Origin of the sequence: Mesorhizobium mediterraneum (assembly GCF_002284565.1) — a bacterium.
Lineage (GTDB): Bacteria > Pseudomonadota > Alphaproteobacteria > Rhizobiales > Rhizobiaceae > Mesorhizobium > Mesorhizobium mediterraneum.
In genome coordinates this window covers 510,629-535,399 of sequence record NZ_NPKI01000015.1, presented here as the reverse complement: position 1 = coordinate 535,399, position 24,771 = coordinate 510,629, and the positions used below count along the sequence as shown (strand labels likewise).

Annotated in this window: 24 protein-coding genes and 1 pseudogene; 13 read left to right on the top strand and 12 right to left on the bottom strand. The window is 63.3% G+C overall.

The window, feature by feature from the left end:
- Window positions 1–41 precede the first annotated feature (41 nt).
- The 3 genes and pseudogenes from CIT25_RS11980 to CIT25_RS11970 all read right to left on the bottom strand — a co-directional run.
- Window positions 42–1,637, bottom strand: a pseudogene (locus CIT25_RS11980) (saccharopine dehydrogenase family protein); the annotation flags it as partial.
- Between the two features lie 60 nt (window positions 1,638–1,697).
- Complete coding sequence (locus tag CIT25_RS11975) at window positions 1,698–2,141, bottom strand: thiol-disulfide oxidoreductase DCC family protein (protein WP_095484718.1); 444 nt, start codon at window positions 2,139–2,141, stop codon at window positions 1,698–1,700.
- Between the two features lie 193 nt (window positions 2,142–2,334).
- On the bottom strand, window positions 2,335–2,481 hold the full coding sequence (locus CIT25_RS11970) for a hypothetical protein (protein WP_023801394.1): 147 nt from the start codon (window positions 2,479–2,481) through the stop codon (window positions 2,335–2,337).
- A gap of 408 nt (window positions 2,482–2,889) precedes the next feature.
- Here CIT25_RS11970 and CIT25_RS11965 point away from each other — a divergent pair, with 408 nt between their 5' ends.
- Window positions 2,890–3,396 (top strand): YciE/YciF ferroxidase family protein, encoded by a 507-nt coding sequence (locus CIT25_RS11965; RefSeq protein ID WP_095484717.1) that lies wholly within the window; start codon window positions 2,890–2,892, stop codon window positions 3,394–3,396.
- A gap of 152 nt (window positions 3,397–3,548) precedes the next feature.
- Window positions 3,549–6,083, top strand: a complete 2,535-nt coding sequence (gene ligD / locus CIT25_RS11960; protein WP_095484716.1) for a DNA ligase D — start codon at window positions 3,549–3,551, stop codon at window positions 6,081–6,083.
- 217 nt (window positions 6,084–6,300) lie between these two features.
- Here the strand turns inward: ligD and CIT25_RS11955 are convergent, their stop codons facing one another.
- Complete coding sequence (locus CIT25_RS11955; protein ID WP_095484715.1) at window positions 6,301–6,975, bottom strand: ArsR/SmtB family transcription factor; 675 nt, start codon at window positions 6,973–6,975, stop codon at window positions 6,301–6,303.
- 68 nt (window positions 6,976–7,043) lie between these two features.
- Between CIT25_RS11955 and CIT25_RS11950 the strand changes: the two genes are divergently transcribed.
- The 3 genes from CIT25_RS11950 (at window position 7,044) to CIT25_RS11940 (ending at window position 8,034) form a co-directional block, all read left to right on the top strand.
- The gene (locus tag CIT25_RS11950; RefSeq protein ID WP_095484714.1) at window positions 7,044–7,265 is read left to right on the top strand and encodes a DUF1127 domain-containing protein; all 222 of its coding nucleotides are present in this window, start codon (window positions 7,044–7,046) and stop codon (window positions 7,263–7,265) included.
- A 95-nt stretch (window positions 7,266–7,360) separates the two neighbouring features.
- Window positions 7,361–7,693 carry an NIPSNAP family protein gene (locus CIT25_RS11945; protein WP_095484713.1) on the top strand — a complete coding sequence of 111 codons (333 nt, stop codon included), beginning with the start codon at window positions 7,361–7,363 and terminating at the stop codon, window positions 7,691–7,693.
- The gene (locus CIT25_RS11940; protein WP_095484712.1) at window positions 7,690–8,034 is read left to right on the top strand and encodes an antibiotic biosynthesis monooxygenase family protein; all 345 of its coding nucleotides are present in this window, start codon (window positions 7,690–7,692) and stop codon (window positions 8,032–8,034) included. The genes CIT25_RS11945 and CIT25_RS11940 overlap by 4 nt, the downstream gene beginning before the upstream one ends.
- Before the next feature lie 170 nt (window positions 8,035–8,204).
- Here the strand turns inward: CIT25_RS11940 and mbfA are convergent, their stop codons facing one another.
- Entirely contained in the window at window positions 8,205–9,188 is a 984-nt protein-coding gene (gene mbfA / locus CIT25_RS11935; RefSeq protein ID WP_095484711.1) for an iron exporter MbfA, read from the bottom strand.
- 177 nt (window positions 9,189–9,365) lie between these two features.
- Between mbfA and CIT25_RS11930 the strand changes: the two genes are divergently transcribed.
- From CIT25_RS11930 to CIT25_RS11915, 4 genes are all read left to right on the top strand, one after another.
- Window positions 9,366–9,689, top strand: coding sequence for a hypothetical protein (locus CIT25_RS11930; RefSeq protein ID WP_095484710.1), 324 nt, complete (start codon window positions 9,366–9,368; stop codon window positions 9,687–9,689).
- 147 nt (window positions 9,690–9,836) lie between these two features.
- Window positions 9,837–10,814 (top strand): threonine/serine dehydratase family protein, encoded by a 978-nt coding sequence (locus CIT25_RS11925; RefSeq protein ID WP_167391049.1) that lies wholly within the window; start codon window positions 9,837–9,839, stop codon window positions 10,812–10,814.
- A gap of 77 nt (window positions 10,815–10,891) precedes the next feature.
- A complete protein-coding gene (locus tag CIT25_RS11920) occupies window positions 10,892–11,545 on the top strand; it encodes a glutathione S-transferase family protein (RefSeq protein ID WP_095484708.1) in 654 nt (217 codons plus the stop codon).
- A gap of 92 nt (window positions 11,546–11,637) precedes the next feature.
- Window positions 11,638–13,308 (top strand): FAD-dependent oxidoreductase, encoded by a 1,671-nt coding sequence (locus CIT25_RS11915; RefSeq protein WP_095484707.1) that lies wholly within the window; start codon window positions 11,638–11,640, stop codon window positions 13,306–13,308.
- A gap of 10 nt (window positions 13,309–13,318) precedes the next feature.
- On the opposite strand, the gene CIT25_RS11910 is transcribed toward CIT25_RS11915, so the two are convergent.
- The 4 genes from CIT25_RS11910 to CIT25_RS11895 are packed head-to-tail and all read right to left on the bottom strand — an operon-like array spanning window position 13,319 to window position 17,026.
- Window positions 13,319–14,455, bottom strand: coding sequence for an ABC transporter permease (locus CIT25_RS11910; protein ID WP_095485096.1), 1,137 nt, complete (start codon window positions 14,453–14,455; stop codon window positions 13,319–13,321).
- An 8-nt stretch (window positions 14,456–14,463) separates the two neighbouring features.
- On the bottom strand, window positions 14,464–15,384 hold the full coding sequence (locus tag CIT25_RS11905) for an ABC transporter ATP-binding protein (protein WP_095484706.1): 921 nt from the start codon (window positions 15,382–15,384) through the stop codon (window positions 14,464–14,466).
- Window positions 15,381–16,334, bottom strand: coding sequence for an HlyD family secretion protein (locus CIT25_RS11900; protein WP_095484705.1), 954 nt, complete (start codon window positions 16,332–16,334; stop codon window positions 15,381–15,383). Before CIT25_RS11900 ends, CIT25_RS11905 begins: the two co-directional genes overlap by 4 nt.
- Window positions 16,331–17,026, bottom strand: coding sequence for a DUF1956 domain-containing protein (locus CIT25_RS11895; protein ID WP_095484704.1), 696 nt, complete (start codon window positions 17,024–17,026; stop codon window positions 16,331–16,333). Before CIT25_RS11895 ends, CIT25_RS11900 begins: the two co-directional genes overlap by 4 nt.
- Window positions 17,027–17,115: 89 nt before the next feature.
- On the opposite strand from CIT25_RS11895, the gene CIT25_RS11890 reads away from it, so the two are divergent.
- The 3 genes from CIT25_RS11890 to CIT25_RS11880 all read left to right on the top strand — a co-directional run bounded on the left by CIT25_RS11890 (window position 17,116) and on the right by CIT25_RS11880 (window position 19,422).
- Window positions 17,116–17,589: a CYTH domain-containing protein gene (locus CIT25_RS11890; RefSeq protein ID WP_095484703.1), complete on the top strand. Its 474-nt coding sequence runs from the start codon at window positions 17,116–17,118 to the stop codon at window positions 17,587–17,589.
- Entirely contained in the window at window positions 17,586–18,533 is a 948-nt protein-coding gene (locus CIT25_RS11885; protein ID WP_095484702.1) for a CHAD domain-containing protein, read from the top strand. The genes CIT25_RS11890 and CIT25_RS11885 overlap by 4 nt, the downstream gene beginning before the upstream one ends.
- A gap of 61 nt (window positions 18,534–18,594) precedes the next feature.
- Window positions 18,595–19,422: a C40 family peptidase gene (locus CIT25_RS11880; protein WP_095484701.1), complete on the top strand. Its 828-nt coding sequence runs from the start codon at window positions 18,595–18,597 to the stop codon at window positions 19,420–19,422.
- 84 nt (window positions 19,423–19,506) lie between these two features.
- On the opposite strand, the gene CIT25_RS11875 is transcribed toward CIT25_RS11880, so the two are convergent.
- Together CIT25_RS11875 and CIT25_RS11870 are read right to left on the bottom strand one after the other, a co-directional pair.
- Window positions 19,507–20,883, bottom strand: a complete 1,377-nt coding sequence (locus CIT25_RS11875; RefSeq protein ID WP_095484700.1) for an adenylate/guanylate cyclase domain-containing protein — start codon at window positions 20,881–20,883, stop codon at window positions 19,507–19,509.
- Between the two features lie 275 nt (window positions 20,884–21,158).
- Window positions 21,159–21,959 (bottom strand): helix-turn-helix domain-containing protein, encoded by an 801-nt coding sequence (locus CIT25_RS11870; RefSeq protein ID WP_095484699.1) that lies wholly within the window; start codon window positions 21,957–21,959, stop codon window positions 21,159–21,161.
- A gap of 114 nt (window positions 21,960–22,073) precedes the next feature.
- Between CIT25_RS11870 and CIT25_RS11865 the strand changes: the two genes are divergently transcribed.
- Window positions 22,074–22,934 carry an SMP-30/gluconolactonase/LRE family protein gene (locus CIT25_RS11865; protein ID WP_095484698.1) on the top strand — a complete coding sequence of 287 codons (861 nt, stop codon included), beginning with the start codon at window positions 22,074–22,076 and terminating at the stop codon, window positions 22,932–22,934.
- Window positions 22,935–22,978: 44 nt separating this feature from the next.
- Here CIT25_RS11865 and CIT25_RS11860 read toward each other — a convergent pair whose 3' ends face one another.
- Window positions 22,979–24,697 carry a SulP family inorganic anion transporter gene (locus CIT25_RS11860; RefSeq protein WP_095484697.1) on the bottom strand — a complete coding sequence of 573 codons (1,719 nt, stop codon included), beginning with the start codon at window positions 24,695–24,697 and terminating at the stop codon, window positions 22,979–22,981.
- Window positions 24,698–24,771 lie beyond the last annotated feature (74 nt).

The following is a 24,771-nucleotide window of genomic DNA, read 5'->3' as shown; positions in this document are numbered from 1 at the left end:
ACGATTAATCCAGTGAGCGGATGCGAGATCTCGACATGGAAGCGGAAGCGGCCGTTCTCCACGCTCTCAAAAGATGTCGAGCGCGGGCAAAGCCACATCGGCAGCTTCAGGCCAAAAATGCTCCAGCGGCGCAGCACGAGCGACAGCCGGTTCTCCTCGGCGACCAGCGCCATGGCGAAGGTCAGCGGGCCGAAGCGTTCGCACAGCAACCGCTCGGATCGGCCGCATCCGGCGAACTGGCGGCTGGAGAAACCCTGCCCGCCGAATGTCCGCGTCCAGGTTTCTTCGTTTTCGTTGGCGTGGAAGCGGACATCGACCGGGATGTCGTCACGGGCCTTCGGAAACCCGACCAACCAGGCTGCAAGCCGGCCAAACATATTGCCTCCGCGCTCGACGCTGGCGCGTCCCTGCGCCTTGGTCGTGCCATCGTGCATGGCGCGGATCTCCTTGGGCAGGTTTTGCCAGGCGTCGCCGAGCAAGGCGGCGTAGAGCGGCTTGTCCGCATCGGCGGTATCGTCCCTGAAGCCGGTATGGATCGTCCGGTTGGCAAACAGCGCTTCATAGTCCTCGAGTTCCAGGTCGCGCACGGCCGCCCGCGCTCCTGGCGCAGGCATATGTCCGTCCAGCGCCTTGCGCACCAGCGCCTCGACCGCCATCGACGGGATCAGCGGCCCGTCATTGCCCTCCGCCAGCAGATGCCATGAGCGCCTGACCGGCGTACGCGACCGATCCGCGCCTTCCACCGCGACAAACATGCCGCCGCGATGCTCGCCCCAGCGCAGCCGGTTGCTCGCCCAGTGCATGAGCGAAGCCAAGGGCAAGAGCGAGCGGACCAAGCCGGCGCGCACGAGCCAGGCGAGACCGATCAGGGCGCGGTGCAGCACTTCCGGCACCGGCCCCGCGCCCATCCAGATCGTCTGTGCCTGCGGCCAGAGATCGGCGAGCGCCCGCAGGTCCGGTACGTCGACCAGCGAGAACAGCGTGCTCCTCAGCGGCAGGCGGCCGGGCGGCGCGATCGTGTAACGCATCTGTTCGGTGAACGGGTGGCCCTGCGACGGTTCGCCGTCGCGTGCGAGCTGCACTGGTTGTCCGGCATAGCCGGCAATGGCGCGGATGACGTTTTCGCCGACCCCGGCAAAGGGCGACGGCGCGATGCCGCCACGAATGGTCTCGACCCGCGCCATATCAAGAGATAGCCGGCGCACCGCCGCTGCCGTCAGCACCGGAAAGCTGGAAACTCCGGACAGCACGAAAAGACCGGTCTCGCGCGCCGCCGCGTCGAATGCAGAAACGCCGGCGACGAAATCCGACCCGTCGGCGAGATCGAGATAGTTGACACCCTGGGCGATACAGGCCTCGATAACGCGGTAGCGCCCCTCGCCATAGGCCTGGAACGGACCGCTGGCGTCGACCATCGTGTCGGGACGCAATGAGGCCAGTTGCGCCGCAAGATCGCCGTCGCGGTCGAACTGCGCCGGCACGAGCCGCGCCTCAGCGCCGTGACGGCTCCCGCAATAGGCATCGGCTTTGGCAAGCGAGCGGCCGGCGATGATCAGCGTCAGGCGCGGTTGGTTCTCCAGCAGTTCGACGATGCGGCCGCCAAATGTGCCGTAGCCGCCGACGATGAGAACCTTCATCGGCTGCTCTCCCAAGCGCTGCCGCCTCGGGTAGCGCAGAAGCTTCCCAGGAGCCTTCGCTTAGCCAATCAGCCGCCCTTTCAGTTCAGCGGAGGGGATCTCGCAACTCTCTTTCCTGCCGAACAGCGCGTACCGGTTCTTCGCAATGCGGTCATAGAGCCAGTCGCGAAGCGGGCGCGGCAGCAGGAGGAAAGACCTCGCCGCCCGCCACGGCCAGCCCAGTTCGGCCATGACGGCGACGAAACTGTCCAGGCGGGTGAAGGCGGCGCCGTCGATGAGGACCAGATTGGTCTCGTAGCTATCCGTCCGCAGCCCGTATTTTCGAAACAGCGCTTCGCCGAGCGGCGACTGCGCCGTGGCGAAGCGGAAGCGGCTTTTGCGGTCGAGCCTGACCACCATGCGCACGAAGCCCGAGCACAGCACACAGACGCCGTCGAACACGATCAACGGATGGCTTGCATCGAAGGCTGGCTTTTCAGGAGGATGGTTTGGCTGGGTGGTCACGCGGGTCCCGGCTGCTTGGTGTCAAACGACACTAAGCTTGCCGGAGGCGAGATCAAAGCCCCAGAATCTCAGAACCTTGTTGTCGCACGCCGCCGGTCGGCGAGCGCAGAACGCTCCGTGCGATAGGTGGTCGCACGGTGATCGGCGGCCGGCCTGCAGATCCGGCTGTCATGACGGCTTTCCATGGTCGTCATCAGTGCGCGCTGATGCCGAGCGTGTGGCCGCGGCGTGCGCAAGCAGGGCCTGGGCCGCGCATGTAATAGCGCTCCGGCCGGTAGGTCGGCGCGACGAATTCGCGGATGGCGGCAGCGTAGCCGATGAGGTGCGTCAAGAAGTTCATTTTACCTGTCCCTGTCCCGATTTCGGATGTCCCTTCCGAATTGCGAGGATCATAGCGTCGAGGCGTGAATAGTCGGTGAACACGATGTTAATATCTGGTCGAAAATGCCTTGGTTCATGGCCGCAATGCGGCTGATTCGGGGTCTTTCCATGCAGTGCGTCGACATTTCGGTCGATGTGACTTTTGCATCACATATGTTTCGTTTGGATGTCGCTGCGGCGCGCTTCTGTTTCAGCCTTGGCCGGTGCCGCGAAATTTCCGTGCTTGCCCAGGGAAAGTCAGGAACCCGTCCGATAGCCGCACGTTGACGACAAGAGCCGCACCAACCCGGCTCCAGCAGACAGCGGCTTCCGTGCGGAACCGCCGCCGGAATCCCAACACAGCGAGAACGATGGAAAGGCAAAAGCCATGGGTTTCTTTTCGAAAGACATCAAGACGCTGGACGACCTCTTCGTCCACACGCTGCGCGACATCTATTACGCCGAAAAACAGATCGAGAAGGCGCTGCCGAAGATGATCGACAAGGCGACCAATCCGCAATTGAAAGCCGGCCTGGAGAAGCACCTCGGGCAGACCAAGGGCCATATCGCGCGCGTCGAGAACGTGTTCGAACTGCACGGCGTGAAGGCCAAGACGGTCAACTGTCCGGCCATCGACGGCATTCTCGAGGAAGCCGATGAAGTCAGCGGCGACATCGACGACAAGGATGTTCTCGACGCCGCCCTGATCGCATCCGCGCAAGCGGTCGAGCACTATGAGATAACCCGTTACGGCACGTTGATTGCCTGGGCCAAGCAGCTTGGCCGCAGCGACTGCGCCAATGTCCTGGCCAACAACATCAAGGAAGAGCAGGCAACCGACCGCAAGCTTACCGAGATCGCGGAGGCCAAGGTCAACCTTCAAGCCGCCGAATAGCACTCTCGATCGAGGCAACGCCGGGCAATCCGGCGTGCCTCGCTTTTCGCGGGGCCGGAACTGAAACGATTTCTATCCGTTCAAGACCTCGTGCCGGCGTCGCCAAGCCGAAGCCTTCGACGCCATAGCAAATCCGCATAGGATCGCGTGTCATGGCCAGCCTTGAGCAGTATCACGCCAAGCGCGATTTCAAGAAGACCGCCGAGCCGGCCGGCAAGGTCGTTCGCAGCAGGAAAGGTGAGGCCGGCGGCATCTTTGTCATCCAAAAGCACGCCGCGACACGGCTGCATTACGACCTTCGCCTCGAACACAATGGCGTGCTGTGGAGCTGGGCGATAACCCGGGGCCCGAGCCTCGATCCGCATGAAAAGCGGTTCGCCGTGCATGTCGAGGACCACCCGATCGACTACGCGTCCTTCGAGGGCACCATTCCCAAGGGCGAATATGGCGGCGGCTCGGTCATCGTCTGGGACGAAGGCAGATGGCAACCGGAAACCGATCCGGCCCAGGCGATGAAAAAGGGCCATATCAGCTTCGAGTTGCATGGCCACAAGCTGAACGGTCTCTGGCATCTGGTGCGCCTGAAGCCGCGTCCCGGCAAAACGCGCGACAATTGGCTGCTGATCAAATCCGACGATGTCGCCGCCCGGCCGGGCGAGGACATTTTGCAGGAGGCGCCAGAATCGGTGAAGTCGGGCCTGACGATCGAGGAGGTCGGCGAAGGCAAGACCGCCGATGGCAAGAAGCCAAGGGTCTGGCATTCGAACAAACGGCTCGCTAGCAAGGCGAAGGCCAAGGCGGCAAAGCAGCTCGAATTCATTGAACCATGCCTCGCCACACTGCAAAGGGATGCCCCTCCCGGCAAGGAATGGCTGCATGAGGTGAAATTCGACGGCTACCGCATGCAGGCGCAGCTTGCCGGCACCGAGGTGCGGCTCTTGACGCGCACCGGCCTTGACTGGACGGACAAGTTCGGCGGCGAGATTGTCGCAGAACTCGGGCGCCTGAAATGCATGGATGCCATCATTGACGGCGAGATCGTCGTGCTGGCGGACAGCGGCGTCTCGTCCTTCGCGCTGCTCCAGGCGGATCTGTCGGCGCGCCGCACGGATCGTTTTCTCTATTACGTCTTCGACCTGATGCGTCTCGATGGCGAGGATATGCGCACAGAGCCGCTGGTCGAGCGCAAGCAGGCTTTGCAGGACTTGCTTGGCAAACAGCCAGACAATTCGGCAGTCCGCTTCAGCGACCATTTTGCCGAACCGGGCAAGGTCATGCTGGAGCACGCCTGCCGCATGGGGCTGGAGGGGATCGTCTCCAAGCGCGCCGACGCGCCCTATCGCAGCGGCCGCGGCTTGTCCTGGGTGAAGTCGAAATGCACGCTTCGCCAGGAATTCGTCATCGGCGGCTACCTGCCGTCGGAGAAGACCGGGCGTGGATTGCGCTCCTTGCTGGTCGGCTACCATGAGGGCGGCAAGCTGCACTATGCCGGCCGTGTCGGCACCGGCTTTTCGATGCAGGGCACCAACGACCTGAAGAAGAAGCTTGATGCTCTGAAGGCGAAGACCTCGCCCTTCGACAGGGCGCTACCGAGGGGCAAAGGGCTGGGCAAAGGAGTGGTTTGGGTGAAGCCAGACCTTGTCGGCGAAGTGGAGTTCCGTACCTGGACGTCCGACCGTATAATACGCCACGCCTCGTTCCAGGGATTGCGCGAGGACAAACCGGCGGAGGAAGTCGTGCAGGAAAAGCCAAAGGCACCCGCAGGCAAGGCCGATACCAAGGAAAAGCCTGCCGGGGGCAAGGGCACCTCTGTTGAATCCTCGGGGGCGGCAAAAACCGTCGTAAAGCTTTCTCATCCCGACAAGCTTCTGCGGCCGCACGAGAAGGTATCGAAGCAGGGCCTGCTCGATCATTACGCTTTGGTCTGGCCGCGCCTGCAACAATTCGTCGTCAATCGGCCGCTAAGCCTGGTGCGTGCGCCGGACGGCGTCGAGGGCCAGCGCTTTTTCCAGAAGCATGCATCGGCCGGCATGCATGACAAGATCGCCAGGATGAAGGATCCGACGGACGGCGAGGAGATCCTGTTCATCCGCGACTTCGACGGTGTCGCTGCCTTGGTCCAGCTCGGCGTGGTCGAGATCCATATCTGGGGCTGCACCATCGACGAACTGGATAAGCCGGACCAGATCATCTTCGATCTCGATCCCGACGAAGGCGTCGACGTGAAAGCGGTGCGCGCGGCGGCGCTCGAAATCCGCGGTAGGCTCGATGAGCTGTCCTTGCCGAATTTCGTCAAGACGTCGGGTGGCAAGGGCTACCATGTCGTCGTGCCTCTGAAACCATCGGCGGATTGGGATGAGGTGAAAGACTTCGCCCATGATTTCGCCCGCGCGCTGGAACAGGCGGCACCCGACCGCTACACGGCGACGCTGTCGAAGAAGGCGCGCACCGGAAAAATCTTCGTCGACTATCTGCGCAATAGCCGCGGCTCGACCACGGTGGCGCCTTATTCGTCGCGGGCCAAAAAGGGCGCTACCGTATCGATGCCGGCGACCTGGGCGGAGATCGAGGCCGGACTGGCGCCGAACGCATTTCCGATCGGCGACAAGACGACGCTGAAGCAGTTGGCCGAAGCCGATCCGTGGAAGGATTTTTTCAGGCAGGGCAAGGTGCTCAAGCGCGGCTAGTTCATTGGCTTCGTTCCAGGCTGAGCGAGCGCGAGAACGAGCGCCGGCGATCCTTCACGCCCCCCTCTGTCCTGCCGGACAAAGGGGGGGCGCTGTCCCGCTGACGTCTCGCAACGTTATGCGCCGCCGCGACGATCGAAAGTTTCGGCATGGATACTGGGGTCTCCGCCACGTCGCTTCGCCCCTGCCCCGCCCCAGGACAATACCGGCAAATCTTTCAAGCCAGAAACACCCTCTCGAACGCCTGCCTCCCCGTCGGCGAAAACACAACCGCGCGGCTGTCCTTCTCGCGCCTTGCCCATTTTTCGGCGAGGATCTTGTCGAGAATGGCGGCGCCCAGCGTGCCGGCAAGATGTGAGCGCCGCACGCTCCAGTCGAGGCACGCCCGGCACACCGGTCGTCGCGCCTTGCTCTCGACATCGATGCCAATCGCGGCAAAATACGAGGCGGCCGACGGCCCAAGCCTGATCTCCTTGTCGTCGCGCAGGAGCACTTGTCGAGCGACAAGGCGGTCGAGCATCGCCACGGCCTGTTCTCCGGCGAGGTGGTCGTAGCAGACACGCGCCACGCGCATGGCCGCATCACGGGGACCCGGCCGGACCCGCTGCGGCCCGACCGCTGCGGCGACACCGGTGATGGCTTCGATCATGCCAGCCACCTGCGGCCCGGCGAGGCCGTAATAGCGATGCCGCCCCTGGCTTGCCAGCGTCAGCAGCCCGCCCTCCATCAGTTTCGACAGATGCGAGCTGGCAGTCGGCAGCGACACACCGGCCTCGAGCGCCAGTTCGCTCGCCGTCAACGCCGTGCCGCCCATCAGCGCGGTCAGCATGTTCGCCCGCGCCGGATCGCCGACCAGGCTGGCGATGCGGGCTATGTCTGGTCCTTCACGCATAGTTCGTCCGTCATCGAAGCATTCTTGTCAGATAAACACTATTCTCGGCTCAGATCAAGGAGACGACGATGACCGCAAGAGCCGCCCCCAACGCCGTGTCTGTCAGCCGCTTCCGCCGCCGACCATTTCCATTCATCGCCTTATGCCGACTGCGGCTTCTGGCGCGGTGGCACGACCGCTATCTGCAGCGCCTCGACCTTGCCGAGATCGACGAGCATCTTTTGCGCGACCTTGGCCTGACGCCGGAAGACGTTCGCCACGAATGCGCGAAATCCTTCTGGCAAGCATGACACCGGAGAAATTGCCTAGCACATCGATCCGCTGAACGTTTCGACCCCGCTCGAACTATCGGCGCAACGAACCAAATTCAGCAAGGAGACAAAAGATGACCATCACCTGCTTCATCCGCTACGAGATCGACCCGTTCGGCAAGGCGGCGTTCGAGGAATATGCCCGTAACTGGGGCCAGGCCATTCCGCGCTGCGGCGCCGATCTGATCGGCTATTTTGCTCCGCATGAAGGCTCGGCCACGACCGCCTACGCCGCCTACAACATCGACAGCTTGGCGGCTTACGAGGCCTACCGTGCCAGGCTGGCCGCCGATCCGGTCGGCAAGGCGAATTACGAGTTCGCGCGGCGTGAAAGATTCATCCTGAAGGAGGATCGCATGTTCCTGAAGCTGGCGTCCGGGCCGCATGCCTCTCTGGTGAAATTATGATCGCCGTCATCTTCGAGGTCGAGCCGGCAGCGGGCAAGCGCGATGCCTATCTCGGCCTCGCCGCCGACCTGCGCCCGCTGCTCGACGGCATCGACGGTTTTCTCACTATCGAGCGCTTTCAGAGCCTCACTGACCCGAATCGCATCCTGTCGCTGTCGTTCTGGCGCGACGAGGAGGCGGTGAAGGCCTGGCGCAACACGGAGGAACATAGGCGGGCGCAGAAGGCCGGCCGTGGCGGCATCTTTGCCGACTATCGTCTGCGCATCGCCCATGTCGTGCGCGACTATGGCCTGACCGAACGGGCCGAGGCGCCTGAGGACAGCCGGGTGGTGCATGGGTGAGTGGGACTATGCGGCCTTTCCTTCTCCCCTTGTGGGAGAAGGTGTCGCCGAAGGCGACGGATGAGGGGTGTTCCAGCTTGGCACCGACTGCGACCCGTCCAACACCCCTCTTCCGTCTTGGCGCTACGCGCCAATCACCTTCTCCCACAAGGGGAGAAGGAAAGATCGAGCTAAGCATTCCCGATCAGCACGCCGGCCGCAAACACCAGCGCGCCGCCCAGCACCACCTGGAAGGCGGCGCGCCAGAACGGCGTCTGCATGTAGCGGTTCTGCACGAAGGCGATCGCCCATAGCTCGAAGAACACCACGACCGCAGCGACAATCGTCGCCGTCCAGAAAAACGGGATGAGGTAGGGCAGCGCGTGGCCGAGGCCGCCCAGCATGGTCATGATGCCGACTGTCAGCCCGCGTTTCACCGGCGAGCCGCGGCCCGACAGCTTGCCGTCGTCGGAGGCCACCTCGGTGAAGCCCATCGAGATGCCGGCGCCGATCGAGGCGGCAAGCCCGACCAGAAAGGTCTGGAACGTGTCGTGCGTGGCGAAGGCGGCGGCAAAGATCGGCGCCAGCGTCGACACCGATCCGTCCATCAACCCGGCCAGTCCCGGTTGCACATAGGTCAGGATGAACTGGCGCTGCTCGGCCGCGGCTTCCTCGTTCTTCACCGCGCCCGGCACATGCTTTTGCTCCAGCCGCTGCGCCTGCGTCTCGTGGCCTTGTTCGGCCACCGCCAGATCGTCGAGCAGCTTTCGCGTCGAGGCATCGCTGGTGCGTTTCGCCGCCTCGACGTAGAACAGATACGCCTGCCGCTCCATCGACTCGGCCTGTTGGCGCACATGCTCGATACCGAGCGGCCTGACCAGCCAGTCCGGCTTGCGCTCGTAATAACCTTTCACATGCTCGCGCCGGATCAGCGGAATGCGCTCGCCGAAACGCTCGCGGTGAAGCTCGATCAGCGAGTCGCGATGGCCGTCCTCCTCCTCGGCCATCTCCTCGAACACCTTGGCCGAATGCGGAAAACTATCTGCCAATCCATCGGCATAGGCCCGGTAGATACGCCCGTCGTCTTCCTCGGAAGAGATGGCGAGCGCCAGGATCTCTTGCTCCGAGAGCGATTCGAAGGGACGGCGGCCAAAGCCGAAAACACGGGAAAGCATGAGAAATTCACCCTAGTTTAGAATAGTTCTAAACTATGGTCTGGTGCGCCGTTGGTCAATCGCACCCATCGCCCGGAGGTTCAAAATTATTGGCTCTGGGGATCCTCCGCCGCCCTTAACTATTGGTGAATGTTCACCTATATAGCTGAACCTAAGCCAAGAGAAAGGAATCCGTAGATGCCGGCAAAGCAGCCCACCCATGCGTTTGACCCGAAACCTGTTCTCGACCTCATCGCCAATATCGAGGCCGACCTGCAGCGCCTGAAAGGCCTGGTCGAGCAGCAGGTCGAAAAATTCGATCCCGCCAATCCGCACAACAAGGCCCCCGACGGCAAGCTGACCGAGGAGGGCGTCGAGTGCTGCTACCGCATGTTCGACGAGGGCAAGTCGCGCTATTCGGTTGCCCAGCAGATGAAGATCTCCTTCGCCGCCGCCACCCATCGCTTCAACAACTGGCGCAAGATGGGTGGCGCCAAGCGGCGACGGACGCTTTTGGGGTGAGGCTTCGGCCAATCGCAAACGTCGGGGGCGCTGATAAGGCAACACGCTCGTCTCGCAATCGACGAATTGTGTCGGTCACATTTTTTCAGTGGTGCGCGGCCCTGCTTTCCGTGCACCATGGGCGATCTCACTTCGCAGGACCTCGCCATGAACTCGCCTCCCGGCATCGCCGATATCCACGCCGCAGCAATACGATTGTCCGGCCTGATCGTCGAAACGCCGCTGATCGAATCGCCGGAGCTGAACAAGCGCTTCGGCGCCAGGATCCTGTTCAAGCCGGAGACGCTGCAGCGCACCGGCTCGTTCAAGTTCCGCGGCGCCTACAACAAACTGTCTTCGCTCACCGAGGAAGAACGCAGCCGTGGCGTCGTCGCCTTCTCGTCGGGCAACCACGCGCAAGGTGTCGCCGCGTCGGCGGCGATGTTCGGGGTCAAGGCGGTCATCGCCATGCCCACTGACGCGCCGGCCATGAAGGTCGGCAATGTCAGGAAGATGGGAGCGGAAGTGGTTCCGTTCGACCGTTTCCGCGATGACCGCATGGCGGTGGTTCGCCCTTATATGGACCGGGGCATGGTCCTGGTCCCGCCATTCGACGATCCGGCCATCATCGCCGGCCAGGGCACGATCGGCCTCGAACTGATGGCGCAGGCGAAAGCGCTCGGCGTGAGTCTCGACGCGATCGTCATTCCCTGCGGCGGCGGCGGCTTGAGCAGCGGCATCTCCATCGCGGTCAAGGATGCATCACCTGATACGGCCGTCTGGGCGGTGGAACCCGAGCATTTCGACGACACCTGTCGTTCGTTGGCCAAAGGTGCTCGGGTTTCGATCGAACCCGGCCACACGTCGATCTGCGACGCGCTCCTCACCGCCGAGCCGGGCGCGATGACCTTCGAGATCAACCGCAGGAATCTCGCCGGCGGCATTGCCGTTTCCGACAAGGCAGCGGCACAGGCGATGCGCGACGCCATGGCCCACCTCAAGCTGGTGGTCGAGCCTGGCGGCAGCGTCGGGCTGGCCGCGCTATCGTCGGGCGAGATCGAGCTATCAGGCAAATGCGTTGCCGTGGTGCTGTCCGGCGGCAATGTCGATTTCGCCACCTATGCGGAGATCATGGCGGCGGCTTAGGTGGCGACCAGTTCCGGGCCACGCGGCCGGTTCAAGGTGTCAAAGGGTCGAACCGTACCATTCAAGGACAGACAGGAATGAAACTGTTCTTCAGCCGCAATCCCAATCCTCGCCTCACGGTCGCGGTGGCCCGTTATCTCGACGCAAAGGTCGAGTTTGAATTCGCCTCCCCCTTCGCTCCCGGGCAGGCCGAGCGATATCGCCCGCTAAATCCCAATCTTTCATTGCCCATACTTGTAGGCTCGGGAAAAAGCCTCTGGGAGGCCGACGCCATCGCCTGCCGGCTTTCACGCGACGCGCATTCGGATCTCTGGCGCACCGGCGACGACGAACCCGAGATGATCCGATGGCTCAGTTGGGGTAAAGAGAACTTCGCAAGAGCTTGCGACGTCGTGCATTTCGAACGCGGGACCAAACAGCGATATGGGCTCGGCCCGATCGATCAGGGCCGGGTTGAGGAGGGCCTGAGAGACTTCCGCACTGCCGCTGCAACACTCGAGGCCGCGCTTTCGGAGCGAGAATGGCTGGTCGAGAATTCGGTTTCCTATGCCGACTTTCGAATGGCGACGTTTCTGCCGTTCAACGATGTCGCCAGATTGCCGCTCGATGATTATCCGTCTGTCAGCCGCTGGTATCGTCAGTTGGAAGAAATCGATGCCTGGCGCGATCCCTTCAAAGGGCTGGATGCGCCTGAATTGCCGCCGGTTTCGGGTCAGGGCAAGCCAGCATGAATCTCCTCACAACCTAAAGCAAAAGCGAGACTCCGCCCTTTTTCTGTTGATCAAAACGGGAAAAAAACGCTAATTGGCTCCCGCGAGGGACCATGCTGACAATTGATGAAGTGGAAGCAATCCCGTTGTTTTCGGGTTTGCCTGCGGGCGAGCTGGAGCGGCTGGCGCGGACGGCGGCCGACCTCCATCTCAGCCCCGGAGAGTTCGCCGTTCACGAGGGTGGAGAGGCCGCGCTGTTTGCGGTTCTCGCCGGCAAGATCGAAGTCGTGAAGACCTTCGACGGCGTCGAGCGGACGCTCGGCTGGCGGTTGCCGGGAACGATATTCGGTGAGGTGCCGATTGCCCTGGGCTCAGGTTTTCCGGGCGGGTATCGCGCCGCCGAACCGTCTCGCGTCATGCGCCTCGAGGTCCAGCAATATTATTCCATCGCGGCGGTTTCAAAGGACGTGGCCCAGAAGGTCAGCGCGCTTGCCCGCGAGCGGATGGGCGGGCTGCAGAGCATCACCGCCGAGCCGCAGAAGCCGCGCGTGACACTGGTCGGCCATCGCTGGGACACGGCGTGCGGGGAGCTGCGCCGGTTTCTGGCCCGCAACCAGATCTCATTCACCTGGCTGTTGCCCGACACGGCGGATGCCGAGGCCTTCTGGTCCGCCACGGGCCGGCCGGCTCTCGATGGTCCCGTTGCCCGGCTGGCGGACGGAGAGATCATGGAAAGTCCTGCCGTGCGCGATCTTGCCATTCGCCTCGGGTTGCAGACGCGCCCGCGCGGCGCCGAGTACGATGTGGCGATCGTCGGTGGCGGGCCGGCCGGCCTTGCCGCGGCGGTCTATGGGGCCTCGGAGGGGCTGCGCACGATCGTCGTCGAGCGCGAGGCGCCTGGCGGACAGGCGGGGACATCGTCACGGATCGAGAACTATCTCGGCTTTCCCAGCGGAATTTCCGGCGATGAACTGGCCAGTCGCGCGCTGCAGCAAGCAAGACGGCTGGGCGCCGAAATCCTGGTCACCCGCTCCGTCGCCGGCATCGATCCGACCACGCACGATCTGTTTCTCGACGGCACCGATGTCGTGCGGGCGCGCAGCCTCATTCTTGCAACAGGCGTGACATGGCGTCGTCTCGGCATCGACGGGTTCGATCGGCTTATCGGCAAGGGCGTCTATTATGGAGCCGCGCGCAGCGAGGCAAGCACCACCCATGGACTGGACGTCTTCCTGATCGGCGCCGGCAACTCGGCCGGCCAGGCAGCACTGCATTTTTCGGGCCATGCGCGCAGCGTGACACTTCTCGTGCGCGGCCCGTCCCTTGCAGACAGCATGTCTCACTATCTGATCGAGCAGCTCAGGGCGAAATCGAACGTAAAAGTCCAGCTTCGATCCGAAGTCCAGGCCGTGCACGGCGAGACTCACCTGACGGCGATCGATATTCTCGACAAAGCCAGCAACGAGGTGAGCCGGTACGATTGCGGCGGGCTGTTCGTTTTCATCGGCGCCAACGCAGAGACCGAGTGGCTGCCGACCGATGTCGTGCGCGATGCACGCGGATATGTGCTGACCGGGGATGATGTGAAGAAGGCAGGTGGCTGGTCGCACGACCGCGACCCCTATCTGCTCGAAACCAGCGCGCCCGGAATCTTTGCCTGCGGCGACGTACGCTTGAGTCCTGTCAAGCGGGTTGCGTCAGCGGTCGGAGAAGGGAGCATGGCGATCGCGTTCGTTCACCAGTATCTGGCGAATGAAGAGAAGGCCAAACGCGGCCAAAGCTAGGCCACAGGCCTTAGTCCAGCGTTCGGCGGAACCGCACCAGCGCCACGCCGGCGAAGAGCGCCACGAACCCGACGAGCCAGCCGATCTCGGTTGCGACCGCCGGCAGTTCGGCGCCCTTCAGCATCACCGCGCGGATGATGCGCAGGAAATGCGTCAACGGCAGGATCTCGCCGAAGATCTGCGCCCAGCCGGGCATGCCGCGATAGGGGAACATGAAGCCCGACAACAGGATCGACGGCAGAAAGAAGAAGAAGGTGAGCTGCAGCGCCTGCATCTGGGTGCGCGCCATCGTCGAAATGGTGTAGCCGAGCAGCACCAGCGCCAACACGAAGACCAGGACCGCCGCAAGCAGCAGTGACAACGACCCGGTGAAGGGAACGCCAAACAAAAGCTTGGCCGCCGCCAACACCACCACCACTTGCACGGCGCCGACCACCAGATAGGGCAGCACCTTGCCCAGCATGATTTCAAGCGGGCTGGACGGCATCGCCAGGAGATTCTCCATCGTGCCGCGCTCGGTCTCGCGCGTCAGCGCGATCGAGGTCATCATCACCATTGTCATCTGCAGGATGACGCCAAGCAGGCCGGGCACGATGTTGTATTGCGAGATGCCTTCCGGATTGTAGCGCCGGTGCACCACCACCTCGAGCTGGCCCCGGGCAGCTTCGGCGGCCGTTTCCTGCATGCCGCGTGCCCTGAGCAGCGCCTGGTTGGCGACCGTGCCGAGCGTCGAGATGGCGCCGCTGGCGACGGCTGGGTCGGTGGCGTCCGCTTCGATCAGGATCTGCGGGCTGTCGCCGCGCTCGACCCGCCTGGCAAAATCGGCGGGGATGGTGACGACGAAGGCGACGTCGCCGCGCGCCATCAGGAATTCCGCCTCGGCGGCACTTTGCGCGACATGGTCGAAGCGGTAGTAGCCGGTGGTCTGCAGCGCCGAAACCATGGCCCGCGTGTAAGGATCGCTGCTCATCGCCACCAGGGCTGCCGGCAGGCTCTTCGGATCGTTGTTAATGGCATAGCCGAACAGCACCAGCTGCATCAGCGGCACGCCCAGCATCATGGCGAAGGTGATGCGGTCGCGCCGCATCTGGATGAACTCCTTGATCAGCAGCGCGCCGAGCCTGGCGAAGGAAAAGACGCTGTTTATCCCATTTTTCATCCCATGTTGTCCTTCGAGCCGGACATGAACTGGATGAACACATCCTCCAGGCTGGTCTCGCCCGGCGTCACCGTCACGCCCTTGTGCTCTTTCTCGACATCGGCCAGTGCTGCTTCCAGTTCCTTCTTGTCGGAACCGACGACATGCAGCGTCGCGCCGAATGGCGCTACCTGGTCGACGCCGGGGCGGCCGCCGAGTGCGGCAGCAACCTGATCAAGCCGTGGGCCTTGCACGACGAAGGTCGTTAGCCCGGCATTCCTGACCACCTCCTGGACCGTGCCTGACGCCAGCATCTTGCCATACGAGATGTAGCTGATGCGGTGGCAGCGCTCGGCCTCGTCCATGTAGTGGGTGGAGACCAGCACGGTCAGGCCGCCGCTGGCCAGCCGATGGATCTCGTCCCAGAATTCACGCCTGGCTTTCGGATCGACGCCCGCCGTCGGCTCGTCGAGCAGCAGCAATCTGGGCTTGTGCATGATGCAGGCGGCCAATGCCAGCCGCTGCTTCCAGCCGCCGGACAGCGTGCCGGCCAACTGGTCCTTGCGCGAGGTCAGGCCGAGCTCCTCTAGCGTCTTAGCCACATGCTCGTCGAGCGGCTTCAACCCATAGAGCCGCGCCACGAATTCGAGATTCTCGGCGATGGTCAGATCCTCGTAGAACGAGAATTTCTGCGTCATATAGCCGACTTCGCGCTTGATCCTCGGACTGTCGGTGCGGATGTCGAAGCCGAGCACCGTGCCGTCGCCCTCATCCGGCGTCAGCAGCCCGCACATGATGCGGATGGTCGTCGTCTTGCCCGAGCCGTTCGGGCCGAGGAAGCCGACGATCTCGCCTTCGGCCACCGTCATCGTCACATGGTCGACGACCGTCTTGTCGCCGAAGCGCTTGACCAGGCCGTGAACGTCGATGACGTTCATTTGCCGATGTCCGCCAGATCGACATCGACGATCTGCCCCGGCTGCAGGGCGCTGGCGTCGCCCTCCGGCCGCGCCTCGACCAGGTAGACCAGCTTCTGCCGGGTCTCCAGTGAATAGATCACTGGTGGCGTGAACTCCGGGTCCGGCGACACGTATCTGACGCGAGCCTTCACGTCCGGCCCGCAGCCATCGCAATGGACATTAAGCAGCGTACCGACTTTCACCGACGAGAACGCACTTTCCGGCACATAGACGCTGAGCTTCACCGCGCCGTCCGGCAGCATCGAAATGACCGGCGCGGTCGGGCCGGCCGTATCACCGGGGTTGCGGATCACGTCGTTGACGCGGCCGGGCGACGGCGCCGCCAGCACGCGCTTCGAAAGCCGCCATCGCGCCTGCTCGAGCGCCGATTGCGCCTGACTGACCTGATTGTCGGCGGCCTTGATCGTCTCGGGCCGTGCCGGCAGGCCGCCAACGGCGAGATTGGCTTCCGCCTGGCCGACCTGCGCGTTGGCTGTCTCCAGCGTGGCCGAGGCGGTATCAAAATCGGCCTGCGTGCCGGTGCCGCGTTTGAACAAATCGCTAGCGCGGCTGTATCTGCGTTTGGCGTCGGCGGCTTGCGCCCTGGCCATGTCGACCTGCGCCTTGAGCACCTCAATCTCTTCCGGCCGCTTGCCGACCTGCAGGTCGGCAAGTTGCGCCTGGGCCTGGGCAAGCGCCGCCTCGGCTTGCGCGACGGCTATTCTTGCGTCGGCGCTTTCAAGCGTCACCACCGGCGTGCCCGGCGCGACACGGTCGCCGCGCTTGACCGAAATCGTCTCGACCTGCGCCACCTCGATCGGCGCGAGCAGCACATAGTCGCCCTCGACATAGCCGACGGCGAGCGGCGCGGCCGGTGCGCAGGCGCTGAAAAGCAGGGCGGCGAGTGGCAGAGAACAAAGAAAACTCATGACCTTCGATCCTTCCGGGCGGCCAATATGGCCCCAAGGTTATCCGTCACCGCCGCTGCGATCTTAGCGGCCTCGGCGTCGCCGATCGCGCGCCAGCCCATGCGGCGCATCACCGCCTCGCGGCCGATGCGGAAATAGACGACCTGGCCGATCAGCGTGAACACGGTGAGCCGGGTAGCCTCACTCTCGGCCGGCTCCCCCGTCGCCTGTTCCCAGATCAGGCACAGCCGGCGATGCGCCGGTTCGAACACACCGTCATAGATACGGTCGAGCGCGGCGGTTGGATGGGACAGCTCGCGCAGGACGAACTGCACGATCTCGCCGGCTTCCGGCCTTGCCGCGATGAAGGCCACCATCCGCTCCAGCGCGACGAATAAATGTGCCCGCGCTGCCTCGGGATCGGCCATTGCCGCCGCGGGCGCTTGCAGATTGCCGATCGCCTGGCCGGCTATGGTCTGGATGGCGTCGACGATATAGTCGGCCGCGGCGTTGCGGAGCCCTTCCTTGCCGCCGAAATGATAGGCGATCGAGCCGATATTGGCCTTGGCCTCAGCCGCGATCTCGCGCGTCGACGTGCCGTCGAAACCCTGCCGTCCGAACAGTTTCAGCGCCGCGCGGACAAGTGCCGTGCGCGTCATGTCGGCGGGGGAAGCCTCGCGCCGCGGAGTTTTGGCGTTTGTCGATTTGCTCATGATAACGATTTAATCAATCGAATGATTAAAGTCAATCCCGACCATCGCCGCCTTGCCATCTCTAGCCGCACGCGCTTTAGTGCGAAGCCATGGTCAAGGAAATCGAGCGCAAGTTCCTGGTCTCCGGCAATGAGTGGCGGGATCTGGTCGAAGCGGATATCTGCATTCGCCAGTTCTATCTCGCCGCCGCATCCGGCCGCTCGGTGCGCGTGCGCATCAGCGACGGCGCCTCGGCAAAGCTGACGCTCAAATTCGGCAGCAAGGCCCGCGAACGCGACGAATTCGAATATCCAATCCCTCTGGCGGAGGCGGAAGAGATGCTGGCCTTCGCCATCGGACGTGTCATCGAGAAGACACGCCACCATGTTAGGCATCGCGGCCATCTCTATGACGTCGATGTCTTCGGCGGGATGCTTAGTGGTCTGGTGGTCGCCGAGCTCGAGACGCCTGAGGACGTGCCGGACGAAATGCTGCCAGATTGGCTCGGCCGTGAAGTCACCGGCGAGCAGAGGTTCTACAACGCGTCGCTCGCCCTCGAGGGGATTCCGGAGATCGCCGCATGAGCTATCGCATCAATCCGCGCCTGCCGTTGACCGGCGAGGTTCGGCGCATCCTCGCCGAGGAGATCGGCAAGGCGCTGGTCCATCTGGACACGGCGCGCGACAGGCCGGAACAGGGGCTGCACAAATGCCGCAAGCGGCTGAAGAACGTTCGCGCCTTGCTGCGCCTGGTCCGTTCCGGAGACGAAACATTCTGCGTGACCGAGAACCAGTGTTACCGCGACGTTGCAGCCCTGCTTGCCGGTCCGCGCGAGGCGACCGCGCTGGTTGAAACAATCGACCGGCTGGCAGCAAGCTTTCCCGAACAGAGCGCGGGTGGCGGTCTCGATGCCGTTCGCGAGACGCTCGTCGCGCGCCAGCACGAACTGCATGGTGGAGCAGGCCTCGACGCTGCAATAGGCGCGGCGATTGCGGCTTGCGAGGAGGGCATCAGCCGGATCGACATATTGGTCTTGCCCGACCAGCCCGAACAGGCCGCCGATGTGCTTGCCGACGGCGCCCGCATCACCCTGCGCCGCGCCAGAAAGGCGCTGGACAAGGCTGGCTCGCGCGGCGAGGCCGATGATTTCCACGATCTGCGCAAGGCGGCAAAGACCCACGGCATGCATCTGTCGCTGCTCGGAAGACTGTGGCCGACGCCGATCAAGGCCCGGCGCAAGGCGGTCGACGAACTCGGCGAAAGACTGGGCGAATTGCATGATGTGTTCGTCATGCGTGAACTTCTCGATGCCGACGACCGGCCGCTCGGCTCTCCTCAAGAAACACGGCTCCTGAGCAAGCTGTTGAAGCGCTCGGAGAAAAGCCTGAAGAAGACCTGTCTCGCCGTCGCAGCCGGTCTGTTCGGCGACAGCCCCAGGCGCTCGACAAGGAAACTTGCGCGCAAAGCGCGCGACGATCTGGCCGCCGCGCCGCGCGAAGACGCCAGCGCGCCCGGCGCCGCCGGCTGACGCAGTCCTTCGGTTCGGGATCATGGTCTGGGCCGCCGGCCTGTGGTAATCGCCGTCTGGCATGATCGAGACCGGTGACACGCTTCTGGACCGACTTGGCCGCTGGCTTGCCGGCCGGCTGCAGGAGGAATCGTCCGGCTACGAGCCTTACACGCCGTCCGATGCCGAAACGCTGCGCCGAACGCTCGAGCCCGGCGACATCCTGCTCATCGAGGGCAACCAGAAGATCTCGGCGGCGATCAAATACCTGACCCAGTCGACCTGGTCGCATGCAGCCTTCTATGTCGGCGATGCCTTGCCCGAACCGGCGGACGGATCGGAGCGGCGCCGTCTGATCGAGGTCACCCTTGGCGATGGCTGCATCGCCGTGCCGCTGTCGCGCTACCGGACTTATAACACGCGCATCTGCCGGGCGAGCGGTCTGGCGCCGGAAGATCGCGACGAGGTCGTTGCCTTCATGATCGGCAAGCTCGGCCTCAGATACGATCTCAAGAACATCTTCGACATGCTGCGCTACTTCTTCCCGACACCGCCGGTGCCGGTGCGCTGGCGCCGCCGCATGCTGGCTTTCGGTTCCGGCGACCCGACCCGGGCCATCTGCTCCTCGCTGATCGCCGAGGCCTATGGCCAGATCCGCTATCCGATCCTGCCCGAGATCACCCGGGCGCCCGGCCGTGCCTCGGCCCAGTCGAATTATTCGCGCAAGGAAATCCTGCACATCCGCCACCACTCGCTTTACACGCCGCGCGATTTCGACCTGTCGCCGTATTTCCGCATCGTCAAGCCGACGCTGGAATACGGGTTCGACTACCGGGCGGTGACTTGGGAGGACAAGGCAGGCACAGACGCCGCAGCCGCGAAGGCTGGAGCAATCACCTCAGGCACGTGATGGCTTTCGGCCTGGGTCAGGACATACCCCTATGGCGTGGCCGCTATCCGGCCGAGGTGCAGGCGTTTCACATGGCGGCCTATATCACGCCGAGACCGCAACAGCGCCCTGGTTCTCGGCTCTGTGTTCGACCCAAACATGGACCGGTTCGTCCCGGCCGCGGATGCTCACCGGTCCATGATCGCGCGCATTCAACTGTGTCGTGGGCGATTCCGCCTGCGCGGCCTCAATCAGTCGCGACCCAAAGCAAATATTCGCCTGAAGCTCACGGCAGAGCGCTTGCAAACGGCTGGCGACGTTGACGGTGTCGCCCACCACCGCGAAGGACAGATTGCGCTCGCTGCCGACCGCGCCGATGACGACTGCGCCATATTGTGCACCGATCCGAACGTCCAGCGGCGGGTACCCCCTGGACACCCGCTGCACATTCCAGTCTTTGAGAGCGGCGATCATCGCTTCAGCGCACTGGATGGCCCGAGTCGCGTCGTTATGGCTGGCTTGCGGAACCCCGAATGTCGCCATGATGCAATCGCCGATATAGTTATCGACTGTGCCATGGTGGTCGAAAACGACCTGCTCCATGCGACGGTGGAACTGACGCAGAAGTTCGAACACTGCTTCGGCCGGATGATCCTCGGAATAGTGTGTGAAGCCGACGATGTCGGCGAACAGCACCGCGATATCCTGCCGGCGGACCGGGCCGAAGGGCTCGTCATCCGTGGCGAGCTGGTCGACGACATTGGGCGAAAAATGCCGGGCGAGATTGGCGCGGGCGCGCTCTGCCTTGACATAGTCTTCCGACAGATGTCGGGAACGAGAGACGACCAGCGCCATGATCGCGCCGATAATCAGCACAACCAACACGTTGGTCGCCTGCGCGAATGTATCGACGAAATTGGGATTGAGATAGAGGTTCAGTCGCTCTGTCATCGGCAGCGAATAGAGGTTCGTCGCCGGAATGACGGTTCCCGCATGAAAAATCACCCACCCCACCCCGATCGCCCACGTCAAGGCCGCGAGCGCGCCGAGATAGAGCGCCAATCGTGTCGAAAGGGTCAGCGCGCCAAGGCATACGAAAATCAGCAGGAATTTGAAGCTGCCCTCGCGCAGTTGCATCGCGGCCGGCGCGACCTCCAGGGAAAACGGGTTGGGCGTTACCAGCAGAACGGTCAGCAGAATGATGTCCAGCGTACCCACGAGGTAACCGATCCACCATGGCGCGTTGCGACGGCGCGCAAAGAGAAACTGGATCAGGCCGACGAGCTGGAACAGCACGAGGCCCGCCAGCACGAAGAGCAGCGAGGCATCCCAGCGGCTGATCGATGAAAAGAAGCAGGAGATCACGGCGAGCGATGCCGTACGCGCCCAGAACTGCAATGCAGCACCCTGGCGTTCTGCGCGCTCCCGCAAATTTTTCAGGCGCGAATAGCGGCGAAGTTCAAGTGTTGGCGCCGTCGGCATAGGATCACTTCGATTTCACGGGGACGTGTCACGCATTCGGCAAACCCGCCCTCTACTGGCAAATCAGTGCGCGAACTCTACCATGAATGTGGTTTCATTTTTGAAGCGCGGCTGCAAAGAGCAAAAAGTGTCCGGACAAAAGATCATCGTGGAAACTGAAGCAGGACAGGCGGAGGCTTCCCAGTTCAGGTCACCAAAAATGGTGGCAGTCGGCGCCGCCGGAGTGGTGCGCGACAAGCCGTCAGGTACAATCCTGCTCGGGATGATTGGCTGTGTCAGGCCGGCAAAGCACGGCGTCCCTTTGCAGGAGCGACGGGCCGGTCGGACGCCCCGGCATCTCGCGGGTGCGGCCCGATCGGCATGATCGCCGGGAACGGCGTCGCGCCAAAGGCAAACGTCCATTTGTAACCGGTGAGCCCGTCTTCGGGCGTCGTGTGCTGATCGTGATGGGCAAGCAATTTGACGCGTTCCGCCAGCTCCTCCGCCTCACGCTTCACCATTTCCGCCGTCTCCGGCCGCATCCGCCTGGAGAAGCTGACGAAGGTCGCCTCCCGCTCCAGATGCGTGATCGCCCAGCCGATAAAATTCTTGTTGGTCATCTCGAACAGCGGCCTGAGCGGCCCTTCGAAATTCCACTGGATCGGCGTCTCGACCAGCAACCTGGCCGACAGACCGCGGCCAAGCGCGACCAGGCCCAGCTCCTCGAGGTCACGCAGATAGAGGAACATCGAGGCCTCGCTCAACCCTTGTGAGCGCATGATACCTTCGGGCGTGAATTTCTCGGAGAGCATGACGAAGATGAACAGCAGCGCCGGCCGGCTGGCGAGCTTGCGCTCGATGTCCGACGCGATGTGGTTGGCCGGCCCCGGTCCCCTGTTCATAGAGCCGAGCACGTTTTCCAGTTCCACGCCGGCAGCGGCGCAAATCTCCACCAACCGGTCGAGCTTGCAGTTGCGCTCGTGGAAAATTCGCTTCACCGTCGGCTCGGAAACGCCCATGCGCTCGGCAAGCACGCGATAGGTGACGCCCTTCGCCTTGAGCGTCCGCTTCAGCGCCTCGAAGATCAGGCTGTTCATGGGATGCACCTCTTTTGGGTGGTTTCGTATCGATCTTCGATACTAGCTGCAATCGTTCTTCCCGAAAAGTATCAAGAACCCTAGTTCTCCGCCATCACTACAGGAGAACCAGCCATGAAAACCCTGATCACCTCGACACTTCTCGCCATCATCGGCATCGCCATCGTGCCTGCCGCTCGGGCCGGTGAAATCTGGCGTGCCACTGGCCTCGAACAGCCGGAATCGGCGTTCTTCGACGCTGCCGGCAAGCGCATCATCGTCTCCAATATCGTCGGCAATCCCAGCGAAGCTGACGGCAACGGCTATCTGTCAATCCTGTCCCTGGACGGCAAGATGGTTGCTCAGCATTGGACCGACGGCATGGACGCGCCGAAGGGCATGGCCATATCCGGCGGCAAGCTATATGTCGCCGACATCACGAAAATCCGCGTCGTCAATCTCGAAAACGGCAAGCTCGTGTCGACCATCGATGTGCCGAATACCGTCTTTCTCAACGACATGACCACTGACGCTTCCGGCAAAATCTACGTCACGGACATGCTGGCCGACGCGATCTACCGCCTCGACGACGGCGGGCAGGAACTGTTCGTCAGGGATGCGGCACTTGCGTCGCCAAATGGTATCTTCGCCGATGGTGGCCGGCTGATCGTCGCGTCCTGGGGCAAGGGCATCAAGCCGGATTTCAGCACCGCGGAGCCGGGCGGCCTGCTTTCGGTCGATCTCGCCACCAGGACAGTTTCGCACCTGCCCGGCGCGCAAAAATTCGCCAACCTCGACGGTGTCATTGTCGTCGGCGACAGCGTCTACGCCACCGCCTACATGGCCGGCACGCTCTACCGTTACAAGGCCGGCGGCAAGCCTGAGGCAGTCGCGACTTTCAAGCCGGGCAGCGCCGACATCGGCACCGACGGCAAGTCGACCATCTATGTGCCGCAGATGAACGAGGGCGAAGTCGCGGCGCTCTCCCTCGACTGAGCTTCCCCAGCGATTGACCGCCGACCGGCTATTCCGGTCGGCGGTTACTCCGCCTCCGTCTTCCTTGCCAGTTGCGCCCGCGCGTCCCTGATCGAGGCGGCGAATGTCACCAGCGGCCGCTTGACACCGTGCTTGATCAGCATGCGCCGTGTCTGCTGCGAAGCGCCTGCTATTATAAAGCGGACGCCGGCGCGCCTCGCCTTGTGGGCGGCACCCTCAATGACGTTGGCGGCCGTCGAATCGAAGAACGGCACCGCCGAGCAATCGAGGATGAAGTTCTTGCGCTGGTCGGCGATGCGGTCCAGCACCGTGCCGACGGTCGAAGCGGCGCCGAAGAAGAATGCGCCAGAGATCCGGTAGACGACGGTATCGGCGTCGCTCGCCTCGCTGGAATCATAGGCGCCGCCACCGTTGCTGCCGTCAGCGACATCGTCCTGCACCAGCGGCAGGTCGGTCTCCACGGCGATGCTCTTGGCCATACGGTCGATGAACAGGATCGAGCCCAGCGCGAAGCCGACGATGATGCCTTCGGTAAGATCGCGGAACACGACGATCAGGAAGGTCGCCATCAGCACCAGTGCGTCGCCGCGTGAGGCGCGCAGCAGGGTGGCAAAAGCCTGTTTTTCGAACATGTTCCAGCACACCACCGCCAGCACGCCGGCAAGAGCTGCGAGTGGGATGTAGCTGGCCAGCGGCGCCGCCACCAGCATGAAGACAAGCAGGAACAGCGAGTGCAACATGCCCGAAACCGGCCCGTGCGCGCCGGACCGCACATTGGTCGCGGTGCGGGCAATGGTGCCTGTGGCGCAGATGCCGCCGAACAGGGCGGAGGCGATGTTGGCGAACCCTTGCGCCACCAGTTCGCAATTGGAGCGGTGCCGACGTCCAGTCATGCCGTCGGCGACCACGGCCGACAGCAGCGATTCGATGGCGCCGAGCAGCGCGAAGGCAACGGCGTCCGGCAGCACCGCGATCGCCTTGTCGAGGCTGAGCGCCGGCAGCGCCGGAAAAGGCAGGTTGCGCGGAATGCCGCCATAGCGCGTGCCGATCGTTTCCGCCGGCAGCGCCAGCAGCGCCACGACCAGCGAGGCGAGCCCGACGGCAATCAGCATGCCCGGCCAGCCGGGGCGCCACCGCTTCAGCCCGACAATGATGGCGATGGTCAGCATCGCCACCAGCGTCGCCGAGATGTTGATCGTGCCGGCGGCCTCACCGATCGCCACGAGCTTCGGCAGCAGTGGCCCGGGCTCGTTGCCGGCGAGCTTCAGCCCGAACAGTTCGACGATCTGTCCGGAAAAGATGATGATGGCGATGCCCGCGGTGAAGCCGACGGTCACCGGGTAGGGGATGAATTTGATATAGGTGCCGAGTCTGAGATAGCCGATGGCGAGCAGGAAAATGCCGGACATCATCGTCGCCAGAAGCAGCCCATCGATGCCTTCGCGCTGGACCGTCGCCGCCACCAGCACGATGAAGGCGCCGGCTGGACCGCCTATCTGGAAGCGACTGCCGCCGAGCGCCGAGACGATGAAACCGCCGACGATGGCGGTGAACAGGCCGCGCTCCGGCGTCACGCCGGAAGCAATCGCGATCGCCATCGACAGCGGCAGCGCCACGATGGCCACGGTCAATCCGGCGATCGCATCGGCCTTGAAATGCCTAAGCGTATAGCCCTCGCGCAGCACCGTCACCAGCTTCGGTGTGAACAGTTCGGAAAATGCCGGCCGCGCCGGTTGATGAACTACCCGTCGGGTTCGATCCATGGACTACCTTCCGCTCCTGATGCATGTCGCCCAAAAATGCTGAGCGGTTTTGGGGCATGCATAAAACCAAGAAG